Source organism: Euzebya tangerina (assembly GCF_003074135.1).
In the GTDB taxonomy this organism is placed as follows: Bacteria; Actinomycetota; Nitriliruptoria; order Euzebyales; family Euzebyaceae; genus Euzebya; species Euzebya tangerina.
On the sequence record NZ_PPDK01000001.1, the window covers coordinates 439,974 to 459,061 of the forward strand.

Genomic DNA, 19,088 nt, shown 5'->3' on the forward strand with positions numbered 1-19,088 from the left:
CAGCGGTCATCGCCGAGGCCCCGACGGGCTCAGCACCCCTCCACGACAGCAGCCCTCACGGCCTCCGCTGTTCGGGCCGTCGGGGTCTGCAGCGATCGGCGGAGGGCCAACGCCTCACAGGTCTCTGACGGCACACGGTCCAGTTCGGTCAACAGGATCGGCATGTCGTACGTGCTGGAGAGTGCCGCAACGGCCAGCGTGAAGGCCCAGCCGTCCTCCGAACCACCAGGCGCAACGACATTCCCGGAGCTCTCCGGCCAGGCCTGCGCAATCTCTACCGCGGTGGCGTACCGGTTCGAGCCAGCGACACGAGTCACGGCTCTCACGAGGCCGGCCAGCGTTGTCTCCACAGCGTTGGAAACCGCCTGGGGCCCACCGATGATGCGTACGTCGACGTCCGATCGTGATGCCAGCCACTCTTCGACAGCCGGGTGAAGCCCCTCGGTCGGTGTCAGCAGAACGGGCTGCCCGGTCTCGGCCGCCAGGCCCCCGACAGCCACAGCGTCGGCCCACGCGGCCGTCGGATTGTCCGCTGGAGCGTCGGCGCGCGCGAGATTGACCTGTTCGGGAAGGCCGAGCACCTGGCTGGCCTCCTCGGCGATGGCGATCGCCGTCTCAACCCGGGTCGGACCGGAGAGCCGTCGAACGGTGTACCCACCTTCGATCAGCCTCGACTCGATGTCCGCAGAGAGCGCCGCGGGACCGCCCAAGAGATACACGGTCGCCCCAGCCGGCAGAATCCGCTCGATCTCAGTTCCGGTGGCGGAGTCCAGCACCTCCCCGCCGGTGAAGAGCAGCGGCCCCAGCGAGGTCAGGACGCTGCCAGCCAGCGCGTCAGCGAAGATGTCAGCGCGGGCTAGCACCACTGCGCCTGACTGGTCGCCAAGCCCAGTGCTGCGGCGCGACAGCTGCAACGCGAAGTCCGACGCGTTGCCAGGAACGTCCACGATCTCCGCTGGGAAGTCGAAGCCCGCTTCGCCGTACAGCCGAACGGCCAGGTCGCCGGTGGCCGCGCTGGACCGAAGAACCAAGGTTCCGTTGCGGACCTGACCGGGTCCTTCGACGAAGAGGCCAACCTGGATCGAACAGCCATGACCGGGTGGCACGGTTTCCCCAGAACAGGTGTCGACGAGGGGTGCGAATCCTCCGAAGCCCTCGACCGTCACGTCGTGTATGGACACGGCGTCGGGACCGGTGTTCGTCACCATGATGCGCCGGTCAGTCGAGCCGGTCGTGTCCGGACCGTCGAACGGAGCGAACCCGAGGTCGACGAAGGCCGGTGCCACCAGGAGTGACCCGTTGCCTCCGGTCCCCCGGTTGCGCAGCACCATCAGGTTGTTGTCGTCGTCCTCGGTCGCGACGACGTCCAGCCGCCCGTCGCCATCGATGTCAGCGGTTGTGACGAACTCCGTTCCGGTTCCGGCGACGAAGCCGCGCGCGGGCCCGAGGTTTCTGGACCCGTTGTTCACGAGGACCGACACACCGCCCTCCCACGCCCCGGCGACGATGTCGACCCTCCCATCGCCGCTCACATCACTCAGTGCCACCGAGTTCGGGAAGCCTGGCGCCGGGTAGGACCGCACCGCCTCGAAGCCACCCTCTGACCCGTACGCGATGGAGACGCCGGTCGGCTCGAATCCCAACAGCGCCAGGTCCGTGAATCCGTCTCCGTCGATGTCCGCGACTTCGAGCGTGTGGGAGGACAAGCCGGTCGGAAACGACGTCGCTTCGCCGTACTGACCTGCGCCCAGTCCCGGGAGGATGGCGATCGCGCCGTCCGCGGTGGTCACGATGACGTCCAATCCCGGTGTTCCGTCGACGTCCCCCAGGGCGACGGCCAGGGGCCCCACACCGACGGGGATGGTCTGGGACTCTGCGAACCCGCCGGTCCCGTCCCCGAACAGGATGGCGACCTCGTCGTCACGCTCTGCGGTCGCGGCCACGTCGGTGTTGCCGTCCCCGTCGAGGTCGAACGCGACGAGTGACGTCACACCGGTGAGCGGGATCGGGGACAACGGTGTGAATCGACCGAAGCTGTCATTCAGCAGCAGGTGGATTGAGTCGCCCGACCAGTCCGGGATGAAGAGGTCGAGATGACCGTCGCCGTTGACGTCTCCCGCCTCGATCCCGGAGGTGCCAGGAACCTGGATCGTCTGTTCAATCGTCAGGACGCCTGCTCGGTCATTGAGCAGGATTGAGACCGAGGCATCGGCGGACACGGCGACATCCATGTGCCCGTCGTCGTTGAAGTCCCCGCGCGTCGCGCCACTCGGAAGGTGACCCACCGGATAGAAGACTGGTTCATCGAGTTCGAACTGGACAGGTGTCTGTGCGACACCGGTCGTCGCCGGCAGGACAGCGACCACCAGCATCAGGATCAGGAGTTGGGCACGGCGGTTCATGGTTCCTCCCTCAAGGGACCGTCAGCGTCTCGAACGCGGCGTCATGGAGCGTCGTGAACCGTACTGAAGGGCGGTAGGAGATCGGTAGGAGCGATGGATCGATGCCCACCAGTCCCGACGGACCGTCGAGACCGGTCGAGGATCAGTGCGAGGAGATGCGGGCGACGGCGCGGCCCAGCACCGTCGGAAGGATCCGCCGTCGGTGGGCCGGCGGCCCATGGAGATCGTCGGCGTCGCCGGCGAACGTCGCATCCTCGGTCGCCATCCCGCCAGCCTCGCGCACGGTGGCGGCGTCGAGCCGCGAGCCGACCAGCCGCTCCTCGGCCGCCGACGCTCGCTGCGGGGTCGTGAAGGCTCCCGAGACGCCGATCCGAGCGCTGCTCACCACACCAGCGTCGTCAACCTCCACTGACACGCCCACCGCAGCCAGCGGCCACCCGCTGGCTGGGTGGGTCGTCCGCGCGTAGCCGATGGCCGTCGACCGCGGCAGCGTGACCGCCGTGACCAGCTCGTCTGACCGGCGGGCCGTGCGCGCCTCACCAGCTCCAGCGTTCAGGAACGCCTGGATGTCCAGTTGTCGCTCACCGCCAGACGAGCGGAGGACGAGTTGAGCATTCAGGGCCAGAGCAACGGCAACCCAGTCGCTGGCCGGATCGGCCTCGGCCAGGGCGCCGACGAGCGTGCTGCGGCCGCGGACCAGCGGATCCGCCACGTGCGGCGCGGCCGCTCGCACCAGCGGGGCGCTCTCGCGGACGGCGTCATGTCGTGCCAGCTGGGCAACGGTCACGCGCGGGCCGATGCGGACCCCGTCGTTGGTGCGCTCCACCGCGTCGAGTCCGGCGACACGACGCAGGTCGATGACCAGCCCCGGCCGGCGCTGACGGAGTCGGAGCTGCGGGATCAGGCTGTGACCTCCCGCCAGAACGGCGGCTTCGTCACCGTGTTGGGCCAGGAGCTCCAGCACCTCATCGATCGAGTCCGGAGCGACGTAGGCGAACGGTGCCGGGATCACGAGCGGTCCTGTGCGGCGTGGATGGCGGCGAGGACCCTCGCCGGCGTCAGGGGCATGTCCAGACGGGGGACACCAAGCGGTCGGAGCGCATCATGAACGGCACTGACGAGGACGGCCGGCGTCGCGATCGTCGCTGCTTCGCCAACACCCTTCACGCCCAGCTCGTTGTGCGGGGTCGGGGTCACCGTGTGCTCGGCGACGATGCGTGGCACGTCACCGGCGCGAGGGATGGCGTAGGTCTGCAGCGTGCCCGTGGCCGAGGTCCCGTCCGGGTTGGCTCGTGCTCCCTCGAGCAGTGCCTGCCCCAGGCCCTGCGCGGCACCGCCGTGGATCTGCCCGCGGGCCAGCAGCGGGTTGAGGACCGGCCCGCAATCGTCGACCGCGACGAGTTGGGCGATGGTCACCTCGCCAGTCCCCGGGTCCACCTCGACCTCGGCGATGTAGGCGCCGAAGGGGAAGACCATGTCCTTCGGCGTGTAGAAGGCCGATGTCTCGAGGCCCGGCTGCTCGCCGCGAGGGTACGTCGCAAGCGACGTCGCGAGCTGGGCCACCTCGTCCCATGCCAGCGAGTGCCGTCCCATGCCATCGTCGGGCAACTGGAACCGGGTCACGCGGCCAACTGCCGCGCCGGCGAGGCCACGCGCGCCATGCCGAACGGTCCGCAAGCCCCGGGCCAGCGTGGAGGGTTCGAGCACGACGAAGTGACCGTCGACCAGGTCGACGTCGTCGGCCGGCAGGCCCAGGGCGTTTGCGGCCACACGGCGAGCTTTCTGCCGGACTGCCGTCGCCGCCTGGTGCACCGCCATGCCGCCGGTCGCCATCGACCTCGAGTTGTAGGTTCCGTTGCCGTGGTCGACCCGGTCGGTGTCGCCTTCCAGCACGGTGATCCGGTCGGTGGGCAGACCCAGAGCGGCGCCGGCGATCTGGGCGTAGGTGGTGGCGTGGCCTTGCCCATGGTCGGCCGTGCCGACGCGCACAGTCACGTCACCCGTGGGGTGCACGCTCACACGGGCGTGCTCCCACCCGCCGTTGTCGTAGCCGACCAGGTTGAGGGCCCGGTGCGGGCCAAGACCCGTGAACTCCGTGTACAGGGCCACGCCGAGGCCGACCAGCCGCCCCTCCTCGCGAGCGGCCTGCTGGCGCCGTCGGGCATGGGTGAGGTCCGCCAGGTCGACGGCGAGGTCCAGTGCCGCCTCGTAGTCGCCGCTGTCCAGGCGGAAGGCCTTGCTGGGCAGTCGGTGGGGGAAGCGGCGGACCAGGTTCCGGCGGCGCACCTCGACGGGGTCCAGGCCGACCTCGATGGCAAGGTCGTCGACCAGCCGTTCGATGAGGTAGGTGGCCTCGGGTCGACCGGCCCCGCGGTAGGTGTCGACCCGCGGGGTGTTCGTTGCGACGACGTGGGTGACAACGTCGACGTCGCTGATGTCGTACACGCCGGTCACCATGAGACCGGTGTTGATGGCGGGCACGCCGGCGCCCATCCCCGACAGGTAGCCGCCCACCCCTGCCCAGATGCGCACGCGCAGTCCCAGGATGCGCCCATCGGAGGTGGCGACGAGTTCGGCCTCCTGCACCTGATCGCGGCCGTGGTTGGAGGCCAGCAGGTCTTCGGTCCGCGTCGCGACCCAGCGGACGGGTCTGCCCAGTTCGCGAGCCGCGAAGGCGACCAGGACCTCCTCCGGGTGGAGGTGGAGCTTCGCCCCGAAGCCGCCGCCGACGTCGGGGGCGACGACCCGGAGCAGGTGCTCACCGATGCCGAGGGACTCGGCCAGGAAGCGACGGATCCGATGCGGCGCCTGCGTGGCCGTGGTCACGGTGAGCCGACCATCCGCGCCGGGTTCTGCGACCACGGCGCGCGGCTCGAGCGGCGTCGGTTGCACCCGCTGGTTGCGCAAGGTCCGTTGGATCACCACATCGGCGCGACGACGTGCACGGGCGAAGTTGCCGCCGCCGGCAGGGAGCGACACGAGGACGTTGCCCTCTGCGCCGTCGAGGTCCGGATGCAGGACGGGTGCGTCGGGGTCCGCTGCCGCGCGGGGATCGGTGACGGCGGGCAGGACCTCCCAGTCCACGTCCACCATCTCGGCGGCGTCGACCGCGGCCTCGGCTGTCTCGGCGACCACCACGGCCACGCCCTCACCGTGGAAGCGCGCGACCTCTGGCGCCAGGGCATGGTGCTCGGTGATCGCCATCCCCGGGAGTCGCCACTGGACCGGCAGCGGCCGAAGTGGTCCGGCCGTCGCGTCCCCGGTCATGGCCGGGGCACCGGCGAGTTCTGCCCCCGTCCAGACCGACACGACTCCCGGCATCCCGGCCGCCGCTGCGGTGTCGATCCGCCGAATCCGGGCGTGGCCGTGTGGCGAGCGGACCACGACCAGGTGCACCGCGTCCCGCGGCGCCAGATCATCGGTGAAGCGCCCAGCTCCACGGAGGTGGCGCTCGTCCTCTCGCCGCAGGACCGGATGTCCGAGCGGACCGGGAAGGGCTACGTCGCCCAGCGGGTCATCCAGTGGGTCATCCATCAGCGGCCTCCAGGACGGCATCCACGATGTGCTGGTAGCCCGTGCACCGGCAGAGGTTGCCCTTCAACCAGGAGCGCACCTGTGCCTCCGACGGCGAGGGGTGCTCCTCCAGCAGCGCGCGACAGCTCATCAGCATGCCCGGCGTGCAGAACCCGCACTGCAGGGCGTGCCGGGCGTGGAACGCCTGCTGCAGCGGATGGTCGCCCCCGAGGGACGCCGCCGTCTCGACCTCGCCGCCGTCGGCTTGGACAGCCAGGACGGTGCACGACTTGACCGCAACCCCGTCGAGCACGACGGTGCAGGCGCCGCACTGGCTGGTGTCGCAGCCGACGTGGGGTCCGGTCACGCCGAGGTCTTCGCGGAGCAGGTGCACGAGCAGTCGACGCGGAGGGACTGCCGCGGTTCGCGCCTGCCCATCGACAGTGACCGTGACCGGGGAGGTCTCGTGTGGCTCCTGTACGGCGGTCGTCACGTCGTGGCTCCCCCAACGGCTGCGGTCGGCCGCGATGGGTCCGGACCCGCCATGGGTGCGGTGTCCAGGCGTCGGCAGACGACAGCGGTGCCCAGACCCGCGAACGCCATCAACGCGAAGGCTCCGCGGAAGTCCTCGACGGTGGCGAGATCGGCTTCTCCCACGAGGGCGACGGTGAGTGCGATGCCCAGGACCAGCCCGATTCGCTGGATCGTCTGGTTGATCGCGGTCCCCTGCGCAGTGTCGCTGTCGGGCAGGTCGTGCACTGCGGCGCCCGGCAGGTGCGGCAGGACCAGTCCGACGCCCAGCCCGCCGAGGACCACGCTGGGCCACCAGATCCGCAGCAGGTCAGGATCCGGCCCGGCGAGCAGCAGGACCAGTTTGCCTGCGGCGAAGAGCAGGGCACCGGTGACCATGACCGGCCGGTGTCCGATCCGATCGACGAGCCGGCCGCCGAGTGGGCCGACGATCCCCGCCAGGATCGGGCCCGGTGTGAAGAGCAGCGCCGCGATCACCGCGTCATACCCCCACCCCGAGGTCAGGAAGAGCACGATCCCGAAGAAGAACGCGCCGAAGCCGAGGTAGAACAGCAGGGAGGCCAGGTTGGCCTGGCGGTGGCTCGGCACCGCGAACAGCCGCAGTTGGACGATGGCATCTTCTCGTCCACGCGACCGCAGGACCAGGACCGGGAGCAGGCCCAGTCCGATCAGGAGGCCGCCGAGAGTGCGCAGATCGGTCCAGCCCCAGGTCTCGCTCTGGACGATGGCCGCCGTGAGGACGCCGACCCCGGCTGCCAGGAGCACGGTGCCGAGGAGGTCCAGTCGGGGGCGTCCTCCTGCGCGGGATTCCCTGAGGATGCGCGCTCCGGCGACGACACCGAGTCCACCCGGGATGAGGTTGACGAGGAACACGGCCTGCCAGCCTCCGAGGTTCACCAACCCTGCGCCGATCACCGGCCCGAAGGCGGCTGCCAGGCCACCGACCGCGCCCCAGATGCCGATGGCCATGGCCCGACGGCCTCGCGGGAATGCAGGCAGGAGCAGCGCGAGCGAGGTGGGGAACAGTGCGGCAGCCCCCACCGCCTGCAGTGCGCGTGCCGCGATGAGCAGGCCGGGCGTCGGGGCGAGGGCACAGAGGAGGGAGGCGACGGTGAAGAGCCCCAGGCCGATCAGGAACAGGCGCTTGCGGCCGACACCGTCGGCGATTCGGCCTGCGGGGATGAGCAGACCGGCGAACACCGCGGTGTAGGCGTTGAGCACCCACGAGAGCGTGACGGTCGAGGAGTCGGGGAAGTCCGCCAGGAGGTCCGGGAAGGCGATGACCACGATCGACAGGTCGAGCGCCGCGACGAAGATGGCGAGCGAGGTGATGGCCAACGTCCGCCAGGCATGTCGGGGGATCGAAGCCTCTGGGTCAGCGTGCTCGATGGACGTCACTCCACACTCCTAGAGCTAGGTTTCTCGGAGAGACTCAGCATGGCAGAAGCTGAGTTCGTTCGCAAGACCCAGGTGGTAGTGTCGGCTCATGATGTGGTCGGAGTACGACAGCGACGTCTGCTCGGTCGCCCGCACGATGGATGTGCTGCAGGACGAGTGGACGGTCCTGCTGCTGCGTGATGTCGTCAACGGGTTGCACCGCTTCGAGGAGATCCGAGACCACCTCGGCATCTCGCGCTCGGTGTTGGCGCGGCGTCTGGATCATCTGGTCGCCCACGGGGTCCTCGAGCGCCACGCCTACCGCGAGTCGGGCGCCCGTGAACGGCAGGAGTACGTCCTGACCGAGCGCGGCGCAGCCCTCCGCAAGGTCCTCATCGCCCTGATCGACTTCGGCGACCGCCACCTCGCAGCGGGCGGTCCCCCGATGATCCCACGGCACCGGGACTGCGGCGCGCCGGTGCACGGTGTCCTGCGCTGCGAGGCGGGCCACGTCGTCCAGGATCCCCCTGGCGTGGAACTGGTGCCGGGGCCTGGCGCACGACGCCGCTGAGCCTGAACAGCCAGACGAAGGGAGGCCATCCGCACGTGACATCGGCGCCGACGTCGGGAGGGGTCAACATGATCGCGATGCAAGATTGCGCTTGTTCGGCACCACGCGGATCAGCGTGCTCAACGAACGTGGAAGACTCCCCGTCGTGTCTTCCACGGCGTCACGCTGCGGTTGTCCAGACCCGATCCGGTTGGGAGAAATCAGTCATCCGTCACAACTGCGGCGATGGTGTCGACCACGGCTTCGGGGCGCTCGGCGTGCAGGAAGTGACCCACACCATCGATCGTCCGTTGTGCCCGGAGGTCGGTGAACATCCTGCGGTCGTGCTCGCGGTCAGGTCCATCCGGCTCGATCCCGTCGTCCGCTCCGTAGAGGATGCTGGACGGGACCGTGATCGGCTCGCCGTTGCCTAGCGCGGACTCAAGCCTGTGGTAGCGCTCGTCCCGCTCCCGCTCGGTGTAGGCGCTCAGCACGATGCGGGCGAAGTCCGGACCGCCGAGCGCCCATGCCGCCCGCTCAAAGGCTTCATCCACATCGTCCAAGGTGGGAGACCAGATCGTCCAAAGGTGGCGACTGAAGCCCAGAGGATCGGCGTGAAGGGTGCCCTCACCCCAACCCGTCGAGAGGAAGAACTGATACCACAGCGCCTGGATCTGCCGGTAGCTCGGCGGATCGCCGTGCTGGCCCCAACTGAGCGCGTAGCCACCCAGGCTGACGAGATGGTGCACTCGGTCGGGTTGGGTCGCGGCGACGCCCTGGACGGCACGGGCCCCCCAGTCTTGGCCGACCAGCACGGCACGGTCGATGTCGCACGCGTCGAGCAGGTCGATGACGTCTTGAGTCAGTGCGGCGAGCTGGCCGCTGCGGGGCGTCGAGTCGTCCAAGAAGCGCGTGGATCCGAACCCCCGCAGATGAGGAGGGAGCACTCGGTGGCCACGCGCCACGAGTCGATTTGTGATCGGAAGCCAGCTGCTGGGGGCATCTGGAAAGCCGTGGACGAGCAACACGGGGAGTCGGCTCGACGTGCCCCCGCTGTTGTGGTCGTGGTACGCGAGCTCGAGGGTCGGGGTGGCGATGGTCGAAGTCACAGGATCTTCGATCCGGTCAGGAGCATCACTCATGGACGAGAGGTGGCGGTCATGGCGGTGCGGACCGCCCAGGTTGATGCCACGAGAGCGAGGGCGCCCGCGGCAGCGAGTGCTGCGGCGATGTCGGCTCCGTTCCAGCCGCTGATGAGTAGCGAACGCATCCCTTCGATGATGTAGGTGACGGGGTTGTAGGCGGCAACGGCCTCCAGCCAGCCGCGCAGCTGCTCGCGGGGGAGGAAGGCCGGTGCCATGAAGAGAAACGGAAAGAAGATGAAGCTTGCGCTCTGCACGGCGGCGGCGTTCCTGGTGATGAGGCCGAGTGCCACGGTGTAGGCGGCGAACCCGATCCCCCAGAGGAGTGAGATGGCCAGGATCACGGCGAGCCCGGCGACACCGGCGGCGGGGTCCACGCCAAGAGCGACTCCAAGACCCACGACCACCGCGACCTGCGCCAGGACGGCTAGGGCGGCGACGAGAACTGGTGCGATGACGATGATCGAGCGGTTGATGGAGGAGGTCAGCATGCGGGTGAAGTAGCCAGACTGGATGTCCTCGACGAGGAGTTGACCGGCCAGCGAGCCGCCGACGGCCGCCGTGAGGATGGGGAGGGGCAGGATGAAGGTCATGTAGTCGCCACCGGCCAGGCGCGTCACGTCGTCGGAACCGCCGAGCAGGCCGTCGTAGACGAACAGGAAGAACACCGAGATCGCGAGGTTGGGAAGGGTCGCCTCGGGGGTGCGGATGATCCGTCGGCACAGTGCGACGGACAGCGTGGTCAGGTCGCTGAGCATGGTCACGCTGCACGCTCCGAGTCCGTGGCGGTCATGGCGACGAACACGTCGTCAAGGGTCGGGGTGATCGTTCGCACCCGGTCGACCTGCACACCAGCGCTTGTGAGGCGGCCAAGGATCTGAACGGCTGATCGCTCGGCATCCTCCACGTCGATGATGAGTTGACGATCGTTCCGCTGGGCGACATCCAGATCCAGGACGAGGAGGGCGGCGTCCAGATCGGGCAGATCCAGGACGACTTGATGCTGCCCTCGACGCTCTTTGAGCTGCCTCGCCGTGCCTTCGGCCACGAGCGATCCTGCTTTGAGGATCCCGATACGGTCGGCGAGTTCGTCAGCCTCCTCCAGGTACTGAGTAGTCAACAGGATCGTCGTGCCGGTATCCCGCAGCCGACGAACCTCGGCCCAGAGGGCCCGTCGGGACGACGGATCGAGTCCTGTCGTCGGCTCGTCGAGGAACACGACCTGCGGCCGGTGAACGAGGCTAAGCGCGAGGTCCAAGCGGCGACGCTGACCACCTGACAGGGTGCTGACCCTTGCCGCGATCTTGTCGACCAGGCCGAGCGCGTTCAACAGCTCCTCAGCGCGATCGCGAGCCGGTCCGCGAGCGAGTCCGCTCACGCGCCCCTGTGCCACGAGCAGCTCATGACAGCTCTGCACCGGGTCGACACCGACGTCCTGCAGCGTCACGCCGATCAGTGACCGAACGAGTCGCGGCTCGTGGGTGACACTGATGCCGCCGACGTGTGCCTGACCAGCGGTTGGCGCGAGAAGTGTCACCAACATCTTGACGAACGTGGATTTGCCGGACCCGTTCGGACCGAGGAGCCCGTAGATCTCACCCGGCGCGACGGCCACCGACACCGCGTCCACAGCCGGGGAAGCGGCTCCGACGTATGTCTTGGTCAATGCCCTTGTTTCGATTGCGTGCACATGTACCTCCATGAACTGGTAACTAGTTTGTCTAGTAATTAGACAGGCTAGTCTGACCCCATGGCAAACGCAACCCCCCGCCCCCAGCGCCAGGAGTTTGAAGAGACGGTGACGGACGGCACCCAGCTCAGCTGGGCGCTGCGTTCGGTCCTGTGGGCCTACGACGACGTCCAGCAACATGTTGCGGACCTGATGGATCTGAGCGAACGAGACGTCCGGGCACTGGAACACCTCATGGAGCGGCCCGACCTCGGACCCGCTGACCTCGCGCTACTCCTTGGAATATCGACCGCATCCTCCACGGTCCTCGTGGACCGGCTTGAGGACGCTGGCCACATCCGTCGTCAGCCACACCCGGAGGATCGCCGCCGCAAGCAGCTCGTCGTCACACAACACGCAAGCGACGAGATGCTCGCGAACCTCCGACCACTCTTCGACATGCTCAAGGCGATCGACGACGACTTCGATGAGCATGAGAAAGCGGTCATCGAGTCCTACCTCCGGAAGGTCACTGATGTCTACGGCCGCTTCACGGCTTGACAAGGCGATCCGATCCCTCCTCGGACGTCTCTACCTTCGGCGAGCACCCAACCCATCCGCGCCATTCCCTGCCATCCTAGGGCAGTAACGAGGGCAGTCAGCGTAGTCCGGCTAGTGGGCGAAGGGCGCCGAATGGACTCTGAGCTGGGAGTTTGTTGGTGGTCAGGGGCGGGGTCGAACCGCCGACCTTCCGAGTTTCAGTCGGACGCTCGTACCAACTGAGCTACCTGACCATGTGGCACTCGGCCTTCGACGGCCGATGTACCGAGCGGACCTGACGGGATTTGAACCCGCGGCCTCAACCTTGACAGGGTTGCGAGCACTCCTAACTGCTCCACAGGTCCTCGGTGAGATATGTAGTTGTGGGCTTCCCCTGGGGTAGGCCGTGCGGGACTCGAACCCGCTCCGCCGGATTAAAAGTCCGGAGCTCTACCCGGTGAGCTAACGGCCCGGCGGCAGCGTACCTGTTCGCCCGTTCGTCGGCCGGCGGGAATGCCCGGTCTGGCGGAGCGGAAAGTGTAGCGCAGATCGCTGCCGTACGCTGTCGCCGTGCCGCACCTTCACCTCCGCCACGACCTGGACGCACACGCACTCCATCAGATCACCGAACTGCTGGACGAGACGACGGAACTGGAAGGACACGCGCCCATCGGTGAGCACAAGATGGCGCACCTGACCGTCGGGGCGAAGGACTGGGACGGGATCCTCGCCTACTCGAGCCCGCATGCCGACGACGAGCACAGCACCTCCGCAGAGGACCGGCTGATCGGATACGCCCATCTGCGCTGGAATGCGGCCGGGGCCGACCCCCGTCTGGCCGTTGAGGTCGTCGTCCACCCGCACCATCGCGAGGAGGGAATCCAGGCTCGTCTCCTCGATGCAACCCGGACCACGGTGGCCCGCGCCGGTGGCGGCCGCATGTTCCTCTGGGTCCACCGGGTCACCAAGCCCGAGGACACGCTGGCCCACGCGATGGGCTTCGACGTCCAGCGCCAACTGGCCTACATGCGCCGTGAGGTCGAGCCCATCCCCGACGTGGCCGACCCCCCCGACGGCGTGGTGATCCGGACCTATCGGGGCCCGGAGGACAACCGGGCATTCCTGGAGGTCAACAACGCCGCGTTCGAGGGCCACCCCGAGAACGGCGGGTGGAGCGCCGAGGAGCTGGAGCACCGGCGGGGCTTCCCCTGGTTCGACCCTGCCGGGCTGTTCATGGCCTTCCGCCAGAACCCCGACGGGTCGGAGGGCGAGCCGCTGGGCTTTCACTGGACCAAGTGGCACAGCCACCCGGACGAGGAGCCACACCCGCCCCTCGGCGAGGTCTACGTCCTCGCCGTGCACCCTCGCACCCAAGGCCTGGGGCTGGGCCGGCTGCTGCTGCGGACCGGTATCCGCCATCTGGCGACCCGGTCCGACTCGATCGTCCTGTACGTCGACTGCGCCAGCACCGGTCCGGTGGCTCTCTACGAATCAGAGGGGTTCGAGACCCAGTACCGCGAGGTGTGCTTCGTCGATGACGTCGAGGCTGCTCGTGCGACGACGCGGGCGCTCCTCCGTCCCGCTGGCTGACCCACAAGAGGTGCGTGTCCTCTCAGTCCGTGTAGTCGGACGCAGGGGATCCAGACCGGCTGCTCTGGCGTCGGGCGGCTGAGCCCACCCGTGTGAGGTCAGCCGGCCGGGGTCCAGGGCGCCCGAGGGGCGTCCCACCAGCGCTGGGCGAGGGCTCGGCGATGCCGCACCTGGAGGTCCTCCTGGACCGCGCCGCCGGTCGTGAACGGCTCGAGGGTGCCGAGCAGTGGCTCCAATTCGGCGTCGGAGACCCCGTGCGTGGCAACGAGGACAGCACCGTCGCTGACCTCCCACTTCGCGAGCCGTGCCGGACGGTCCCCGGAGCCACAGATGCCGAGCACCCACTCACCGGCTTCCTGGGGCTCCTCCCAGGTCGGCGCCCCCTTGAGCGCAGACATGATCTTGGCCGGTGGGATGTTGGCCTGCCGCTTGCGGAAGTAGTTGAACAGCAGCGGCGTCGCGATGCGCTCCGCCAGCCAGTCGACATCCACACCCGTCCGGATGCCGCAGACCACGACGTAGCGATCGCCGACCGTGCGGTACGTCATGCGCACGACGGTCAGTTCCTCATCGAGCACCTCGACGGAGAGGTCGGTCGGCGCCCAGCGACGAGGGCCGGGCGGCAGCGACATCCAGGGGAAGTCGAGGTCGGGCGCGACGAGGTCGACCTCGACCACACCGTCGTCTGCTTCATAGATGGCGGCCGGGTCGTCCTCGCGCAGCTCGTCGTCGAGGGTGTCGTCCTTGACCAGCGTTGTTCCCACAGTTCCGTCCGATTCGAGTTACTCCCGTCACGACGCGCAGCAGCGCATCGCCTGTCACGGGTCAAGAATCGGCAGATCTGTCCGCAGCTTGAGGGTTCAACTTGTACCCCACGCCGCGGACGGTTCCGATCATCGCGTCGTAGTCGGCCCCGAGCTTCGCCCGCAGGCGTCGGACGTGGACGTCGACGGTCCGCGTGCCGCCGTAGTAGTCATAGCCCCACACCTCACTGAGCAGTTGCGACCGCGTGAAGACCCGGCCGGGGTTCGCGGCCAGGTACTTCAGCAGCTCGAACTCGCGGAAGGTGAGGTCCAGCGGCTCACCCTTCAGACGCACGACGTAGGTGGTGTCGTCGATCGTGAGGTCCCCGACCCGCGACACCGTTCCCCCGCCGATGGCCTGCAGCCGGTCCCCCAGCAGACGGATGCGCGTCTCGAGCTCCGCAGGACCCGCCCGCGGCAGGACGATGTCATCGAATCCCCACGTGGTCTTGAGGGCGGCCAGTCCACCCTCATCCACCACGACCAGGATGGGTCGGACCGCGTCCGAGGTTGCCGCAGCACGGCACGTCTGCGATGCGGCCGCAAGATTCGTGGTGGCATCGATGATGAGGATCTCGACGTCCGCGGCCATGTCCAGCGACTCGGGTTCGAGCGCCGCCGTGGTCACCTTGTGATCCAGGAACTCGAGCGCGGGCAGCAGCGCATGGGCACCGCCCGAACTGCCCAGGAGGACGAGCAGATGCATGTCTCTCCTTGGCGTGACGCTGGGCTCGGGCCCAGGACTGACAGTTCGCGGGCGGCCCCAACGCTACCAGTAGGCTTGCTGTCCTCATGACGCCTGCATCATCCGCGACCGTGAAGCTCTTCGCCGCGCTGCGCGATGCCGCTGACACCGCGGAGGTCACCGTCCCTGCTCCGGCCTCGCTAGCTGACGTCCTGATCGCCTTGGAGGGCCGGTTCGGCGAGCGCTTCGCAGCCCGGCTGGAGATCGCGGCGGTCATGGTCGATGGTGTGCCGGTGGACAACCCAACCGAGGTTTCCATCGCACCGGGGGCTGAGATCGCGCTGCTCCCCCCATTCGCCGGCGGTTGAGTGGGTTACTACTGCGATAAATACAGTATTTACCCAGCGCGTTGGCGTGTGACTGGCTACAACAGTCCGCGTGAGTGGACAGGTCAGCATCGGTCGTGCGCTCGGGTCCACCACCCGCGCGGGCATCTACGACCACTTGCGGCAGGTGGACGACGCCCTCACGGTCCGGGACGTCGCCGCCACGTTCGACCTGCACCCCAATGTCGCACGCACCCACCTGGGACTGCTGGCCGATGCCGGTCTGCTGTCGGTCGGGCAACGCAAGCACCCCGGCGGAGGCCGCCCAGCGCGCATCTACCGGGCTCGTGCTGACGTCGACAACAACCAGGTCGCCATCGACAGCGCGGTCCAGCCAGCAGGCGGTGCGGCTGCCGCGCTCATGGTCCGACTGCTGGTCGACCTGCTGGACAGTCCCGGCGGCGCACCGCTGGTCGCCCGCGCACATCAGGCGGCTCGTGAGGAGGGACGTCAGCTGATCACCTCCTCCGCCGGCCGGACGCCGCACCGCCGACTGACCGAGGCGAGTGATCGCACGGTGACGGCTCTTCGGGCGTACGCCCCGGAGATCCGGGTCAGCGGCTCGGGTGTCGACTGGATCGAGGTGGACGGTCTCTCCGACGCCGTCACGCTGGTCGAACGCAAGGACCCGGTGTTGGCCGAGAGCATCGAACGGGGGTTGCTGGCCGGCGCCTTCGAGGCGGCGGGGGTCCCCATCGAGCTCTCGGCGACGGTTGGGGCGCGCCAGGGTCGGTCGTGGCGGCTGCGCGCCTCGGGAGCTCGCGGTCCACGCTCGACCGTCGTGGCTGCGGCCTCCCTGGACGCCCGTGGACAGTCACGCGACGCCGGTGTGGTCGAGGCCATGCGGACCATCACCGACCTGGAACCGGGAGACGTGCTCGAAGTGCTCGCGGAGGGACCAGGATCACCGGCGGTGTTCGCGCGGTGGGCGGACCGGGCCGGCCACGCGCTGATCGCGGTCGAGCGCGCACAGGACCCCGGCGGCCGACCCGCCATCCGACTCCTGATCGAGAAGGCTCGCGCATGAGTGCCCGAACGACCGTGCTCGTGTCTGAGGGCGACTGCTGGCCCCTGGTCCTCGCGACCCGGCTTCGGGCCAGCGGCGACGTCCGCGTGATCCTGCTCGACCGCGGTGCGGACCTCGCTCGCCCAGGCCATCCCTCCGCCGCGCGTGTCCAGGCGGCCGTCGAGGCTGGCGTGGACGTGCTGATCGACACCGAGGCGCTTCGACGCCGCGGGATGGAACCGACCAGCATCGCCGCAGGCATCAAGCCGACGGACATCGCCATGGTCGCCGACCTGTTGGTGGACGAGACCGACAAGGTGGTGTGGTTGTGACCCGCAGCGTGGCCCTCATCCTCAACCAGGCAGGTGCAACGGAGCAGACGACGACGGCCCTGGCCCTGGTCGATCGTCTGGTCGAACGCGGCGTCACCGTCCGGGTCTTCGCCCACGACGAGGCCGCGGTGCTCTCCGCGGGGACGCACCCGGTCGCCCAAGCGGTTGCTGGGCTGATTCGCAAGGGCGTCGAGGGTGGTCCCGTGATCTGGATGACCGAACACGACTCCTCGAGGGCCCTGGGCGTTGAGGGCCAGCAGGCACCAGGGGTTATCGAGGGGGATCACGCCGACCTGTGGCGGATCGCCAGCGATGCCGACCTGGTGCTCAGCGTCGGGGTCGGTGGGTAGCGATGACCCGTCGGTTGGTCAGTCTCATTCGTCACGCACCGGGTGCCCCGCGGGGGAGCGAGCCGTCGCTCGAAGCCAACTCCTACGCGGTGACCCAGGACCTCGATCTGACGGTTGTGCTGTTGCGGGACGCGGTGCGGCTGGCGGTGGGGGCGGGAGAGACGCCGGCCCGGTACATCGCTGGCGCCGCCTTTCCCAGCGCCTCACCGGCCCACGATCTGCAGGCGCTGCTCGAGAGCGGCATCGACGTACTCGCCCACGACGAGGCGATCGCCGGGTTGGGCATCGACCCCAGCGAGTTGCTGCCGGGCGTCCAGGTCGCGGACAACGACGGGATCGCCGCGACCGTGGATGCCGCCGACGGGGTGCTGACATGGTGAGTGCAGGATCCACGCTGGTCCGGCCTCGCCCCGATGCGCCGGCGGTCATGCCCCTCTCGACCCAGCAGGAGGTCGCCGAGGCAGCGCGTGAGATGGATGGCGCCCCCGCGACCACCATCCTGCGGTGGGCCTGGTGGTCGATTCCGCGCTTCTGTGTGACGTCCAGCTTCGGCGCGGACAGCGCCACGTTGCTCAGCCTGGTCGCCCAGGTCGACCCGGACATCCCGGTGCTGTTCCTGGACACCGGCTTCCACTTCGAGGAGTCCCTCACCTACCGCGACACCCTGGTCGAGCGACTGGGGCTTCGTCGGGTGGTCCACGTGCAGCCGTGGCTCTCGGTGGAGGACCAGGCAAGCCTGCACGGGGATGCGCTCCACGACCGCGATCCCGATGCCTGCTGCCAGATCCGCAAGGTGGCCCCCCTCGACCAGGCGCTCGAGGGCTTCGACGGCTGGGCGACCGGCGTCCGTCGGAACCAGGCGTCGAGCCGCCAGACGACACCGGTCGTGCAGCGCGTGGTCAAGGGCGGGCGGTCGCTGCTCAAGGTTGCGCCGCTGGTCAACTGGACCGCCGCGGACGTGGCCGGGCACCGACGGCTACATGATCTCCCGCCGCACCCGCTGACCCTCCGGGGGTTCGGCTCAATCGGCTGCCAGCCCTGCACGTCGCCGGTGGCGGCGGGCGAGGACCCCCGCGCCGGCCGGTGGGCCGGGACGACCAAGACGGAGTGTGGGCTCCACCTCGGGCCCACCCGCAGATCGGAAGACGAGTGACCACAGCAGTCCCGGACGAGCGCGCATCGCAGGCGCCCGCCACCACGCCACCCGCGACCAAGGCAGGTGACCAGATCGACGTCCGCGGTCCCCGCTTCTCCGCCGGGATCACCTTCGTCGTGCTCGCGACGGCATTCCTCCTCGAGGCTCCCGCCCTGGTTGCCGGCCAGGTGATCGTGTTCGCCGTCGCTGCCATCGCCGGCCTGCGCTACTCACCCTACGGGACGCTCTTCCGCGGCCTGAAGCGCCGGCTCGACCTGGGGCCGCCACCGGCGACGGAGGGGGAAGCTGGTCCACGGTTCAGTCAGCTCATGGGCCTGCTGGTCGCCGGCGCAGGGCTCGGTGCCCTGCTCGCGGGGGCGACCACGCTCGGTTGGGCGCTGGTCCTGGTCGTGGTGGCGCTGTCCGGATTGTTGGCCGCCACCGGGCTGTGCGTCGGCTGTGAGCTGTACGCGGTCCTCGCGCGCGTGCGCCGCGGGAAGGTGCAGGCCTGATGGAACGGGCACTCATCCTGGTGGCCGTGATCGTCGTCGTCTTGCTCGTCGGCCGGTGGCGGCAGTCCCGCGACGGGCATGTGGTGTCGACGGTGCTCGACCTCGGTGCTGCTGACGGCAGCTCGAGCCCGCCATCCCGCACTCCCGGGGCGGAGACTTCCGTCGTGCTCGAGGCGCGTGACATCGTCGAGGTGCTGGCTCCGACCACACCGTTGGCCCTGGTCGAGTTCACCGCGCCCGACTGTGCGCCGTGTGCAGCCGTGGCAGCGGTCCTGCACCGGGTGGCACAGGAGCACCCGTCGGTCTCGGTGGTCCAGGTGGATGTGGCCGAGCAACTGGATCTGGCCCGGGCCCATCGCATCATGCGGGCACCCACGACGCTGCTGGTGAGCAACCGCGGCGAGTTGCTCGGGCGTGTAGCCGGTGTGCCTGATCACGAGGACGTGGAGCGACTGGTTCGCCGAGCAACCGAGCGCCTCCTCCTGCTCTCCTGACCTGGCGCGCCGCCGACGCCGTTCCACTGGCATGCGTTGACGCATGCGTGACTTCTCCCGGTGGGGGCGGG

Annotated in this window: 21 protein-coding genes and 3 tRNA genes; 11 read left to right on the plus strand and 13 right to left on the minus strand. The window is 68.9% G+C overall.

What is annotated here, in order from left to right:
• Nucleotides 1-29: 29 nt before the first annotated feature.
• The 5 genes from C1746_RS02055 to C1746_RS02075 all read right to left on the minus strand — a co-directional run bounded on the left by C1746_RS02055 (nucleotide 30) and on the right by C1746_RS02075 (nucleotide 7,844).
• The gene (locus tag C1746_RS02055; protein ID WP_116713039.1) at nucleotides 30-2,402 is read right to left on the minus strand and encodes an FG-GAP-like repeat-containing protein; all 2,373 of its coding nucleotides are present in this window, start codon (nucleotides 2,400-2,402) and stop codon (nucleotides 30-32) included.
• 142 nt (nucleotides 2,403-2,544) lie between these two features.
• Entirely contained in the window at nucleotides 2,545-3,414 is an 870-nt protein-coding gene (locus tag C1746_RS02060; protein ID WP_116713040.1) for an FAD binding domain-containing protein, read from the minus strand.
• Nucleotides 3,411-5,936, minus strand: coding sequence for a xanthine dehydrogenase family protein molybdopterin-binding subunit (locus C1746_RS02065; RefSeq protein ID WP_162867275.1), 2,526 nt, complete (start codon nucleotides 5,934-5,936; stop codon nucleotides 3,411-3,413). The genes C1746_RS02060 and C1746_RS02065 overlap by 4 nt, the downstream gene beginning before the upstream one ends.
• Nucleotides 5,929-6,408, minus strand: coding sequence for a (2Fe-2S)-binding protein (locus C1746_RS02070; RefSeq protein WP_116713042.1), 480 nt, complete (start codon nucleotides 6,406-6,408; stop codon nucleotides 5,929-5,931). The genes C1746_RS02065 and C1746_RS02070 overlap by 8 nt, the downstream gene beginning before the upstream one ends.
• Nucleotides 6,405-7,844 carry an MFS transporter gene (locus tag C1746_RS02075; RefSeq protein WP_116713043.1) on the minus strand — a complete coding sequence of 480 codons (1,440 nt, stop codon included), beginning with the start codon at nucleotides 7,842-7,844 and terminating at the stop codon, nucleotides 6,405-6,407. The genes C1746_RS02070 and C1746_RS02075 overlap by 4 nt, the downstream gene beginning before the upstream one ends.
• Nucleotides 7,845-7,932: 88 nt before the next feature.
• On the opposite strand from C1746_RS02075, the gene C1746_RS02080 reads away from it, so the two are divergent.
• Nucleotides 7,933-8,394, plus strand: coding sequence for a winged helix-turn-helix transcriptional regulator (locus tag C1746_RS02080; RefSeq protein ID WP_116713044.1), 462 nt, complete (start codon nucleotides 7,933-7,935; stop codon nucleotides 8,392-8,394).
• Nucleotides 8,395-8,594: 200 nt separating this feature from the next.
• Here the strand turns inward: C1746_RS02080 and C1746_RS02085 are convergent, their stop codons facing one another.
• From C1746_RS02085 to C1746_RS02095, 3 genes are read right to left on the minus strand one after another with little or no spacing between them, the layout of a single operon-like run.
• Nucleotides 8,595-9,515, minus strand: coding sequence for an alpha/beta fold hydrolase (locus C1746_RS02085; RefSeq protein WP_116713045.1), 921 nt, complete (start codon nucleotides 9,513-9,515; stop codon nucleotides 8,595-8,597).
• A complete protein-coding gene (locus C1746_RS02090; RefSeq protein ID WP_116713046.1) occupies nucleotides 9,512-10,273 on the minus strand; it encodes an ABC transporter permease in 762 nt (253 codons plus the stop codon). The genes C1746_RS02085 and C1746_RS02090 overlap by 4 nt, the downstream gene beginning before the upstream one ends.
• Nucleotides 10,274-10,275: 2 nt before the next feature.
• Complete coding sequence (locus tag C1746_RS02095; protein WP_205711652.1) at nucleotides 10,276-11,181, minus strand: ATP-binding cassette domain-containing protein; 906 nt, start codon at nucleotides 11,179-11,181, stop codon at nucleotides 10,276-10,278.
• Between the two features lie 84 nt (nucleotides 11,182-11,265).
• On the opposite strand from C1746_RS02095, the gene C1746_RS02100 reads away from it, so the two are divergent.
• Nucleotides 11,266-11,745 (plus strand): MarR family winged helix-turn-helix transcriptional regulator, encoded by a 480-nt coding sequence (locus tag C1746_RS02100; RefSeq protein ID WP_116713048.1) that lies wholly within the window; start codon nucleotides 11,266-11,268, stop codon nucleotides 11,743-11,745.
• Between the two features lie 156 nt (nucleotides 11,746-11,901).
• Here the strand turns inward: C1746_RS02100 and C1746_RS02105 are convergent.
• The 3 genes from C1746_RS02105 to C1746_RS02115 all read right to left on the minus strand — a co-directional run bounded on the left by C1746_RS02105 (nucleotide 11,902) and on the right by C1746_RS02115 (nucleotide 12,196).
• Nucleotides 11,902-11,978, minus strand: a tRNA-Phe gene (locus tag C1746_RS02105).
• A gap of 36 nt (nucleotides 11,979-12,014) precedes the next feature.
• Nucleotides 12,015-12,089, minus strand: a tRNA-Asp gene (locus C1746_RS02110).
• Between the two features lie 35 nt (nucleotides 12,090-12,124).
• Nucleotides 12,125-12,196 (minus strand) — tRNA-Lys (locus C1746_RS02115).
• Between the two features lie 98 nt (nucleotides 12,197-12,294).
• Here C1746_RS02115 and mshD point away from each other — a divergent pair.
• Entirely contained in the window at nucleotides 12,295-13,314 is a 1,020-nt protein-coding gene (gene mshD / locus C1746_RS02120) for a mycothiol synthase (RefSeq protein ID WP_162867277.1), read from the plus strand.
• A 98-nt stretch (nucleotides 13,315-13,412) separates the two neighbouring features.
• Here mshD and C1746_RS02125 read toward each other — a convergent pair whose 3' ends face one another.
• On the minus strand, nucleotides 13,413-14,078 hold the full coding sequence (locus C1746_RS02125) for a hypothetical protein (RefSeq protein ID WP_116713050.1): 666 nt from the start codon (nucleotides 14,076-14,078) through the stop codon (nucleotides 13,413-13,415).
• A gap of 61 nt (nucleotides 14,079-14,139) precedes the next feature.
• The gene (locus C1746_RS22900) at nucleotides 14,140-14,823 is read right to left on the minus strand and encodes a winged helix-turn-helix transcriptional regulator (RefSeq protein ID WP_116713051.1); all 684 of its coding nucleotides are present in this window, start codon (nucleotides 14,821-14,823) and stop codon (nucleotides 14,140-14,142) included.
• A gap of 86 nt (nucleotides 14,824-14,909) precedes the next feature.
• On the opposite strand from C1746_RS22900, the gene C1746_RS02135 reads away from it, so the two are divergent.
• The 8 genes from C1746_RS02135 (at nucleotide 14,910) to C1746_RS02170 (ending at nucleotide 19,017) form a co-directional block, all read left to right on the plus strand.
• The gene (locus C1746_RS02135) at nucleotides 14,910-15,170 is read left to right on the plus strand and encodes a MoaD/ThiS family protein (protein ID WP_116713052.1); all 261 of its coding nucleotides are present in this window, start codon (nucleotides 14,910-14,912) and stop codon (nucleotides 15,168-15,170) included.
• A gap of 70 nt (nucleotides 15,171-15,240) precedes the next feature.
• Nucleotides 15,241-16,215 (plus strand): sulfurtransferase TusA family protein, encoded by a 975-nt coding sequence (locus C1746_RS02140; RefSeq protein WP_116713053.1) that lies wholly within the window; start codon nucleotides 15,241-15,243, stop codon nucleotides 16,213-16,215.
• Nucleotides 16,212-16,526, plus strand: coding sequence for a DsrE family protein (locus C1746_RS02145; RefSeq protein WP_116713054.1), 315 nt, complete (start codon nucleotides 16,212-16,214; stop codon nucleotides 16,524-16,526). Before C1746_RS02140 ends, C1746_RS02145 begins: the two co-directional genes overlap by 4 nt.
• Complete coding sequence (locus C1746_RS02150) at nucleotides 16,523-16,876, plus strand: hypothetical protein (RefSeq protein ID WP_116713055.1); 354 nt, start codon at nucleotides 16,523-16,525, stop codon at nucleotides 16,874-16,876. Before C1746_RS02145 ends, C1746_RS02150 begins: the two co-directional genes overlap by 4 nt.
• Nucleotides 16,877-16,878: 2 nt before the next feature.
• On the plus strand, nucleotides 16,879-17,256 hold the full coding sequence (locus tag C1746_RS02155; protein WP_116713056.1) for a DsrE family protein: 378 nt from the start codon (nucleotides 16,879-16,881) through the stop codon (nucleotides 17,254-17,256).
• Nucleotides 17,250-18,029: a phosphoadenylyl-sulfate reductase gene (locus tag C1746_RS02160; RefSeq protein WP_205711653.1), complete on the plus strand. Its 780-nt coding sequence runs from the start codon at nucleotides 17,250-17,252 to the stop codon at nucleotides 18,027-18,029. The genes C1746_RS02155 and C1746_RS02160 overlap by 7 nt, the downstream gene beginning before the upstream one ends.
• The gene (locus tag C1746_RS02165) at nucleotides 18,026-18,523 is read left to right on the plus strand and encodes a DUF4395 domain-containing protein (protein WP_116713058.1); all 498 of its coding nucleotides are present in this window, start codon (nucleotides 18,026-18,028) and stop codon (nucleotides 18,521-18,523) included. The genes C1746_RS02160 and C1746_RS02165 overlap by 4 nt, the downstream gene beginning before the upstream one ends.
• Nucleotides 18,523-19,017: a thioredoxin family protein gene (locus C1746_RS02170; protein ID WP_116713059.1), complete on the plus strand. Its 495-nt coding sequence runs from the start codon at nucleotides 18,523-18,525 to the stop codon at nucleotides 19,015-19,017. The genes C1746_RS02165 and C1746_RS02170 overlap by 1 nt, the downstream gene beginning before the upstream one ends.
• The last annotated feature ends 71 nt before the right edge of the window (nucleotides 19,018-19,088 follow it).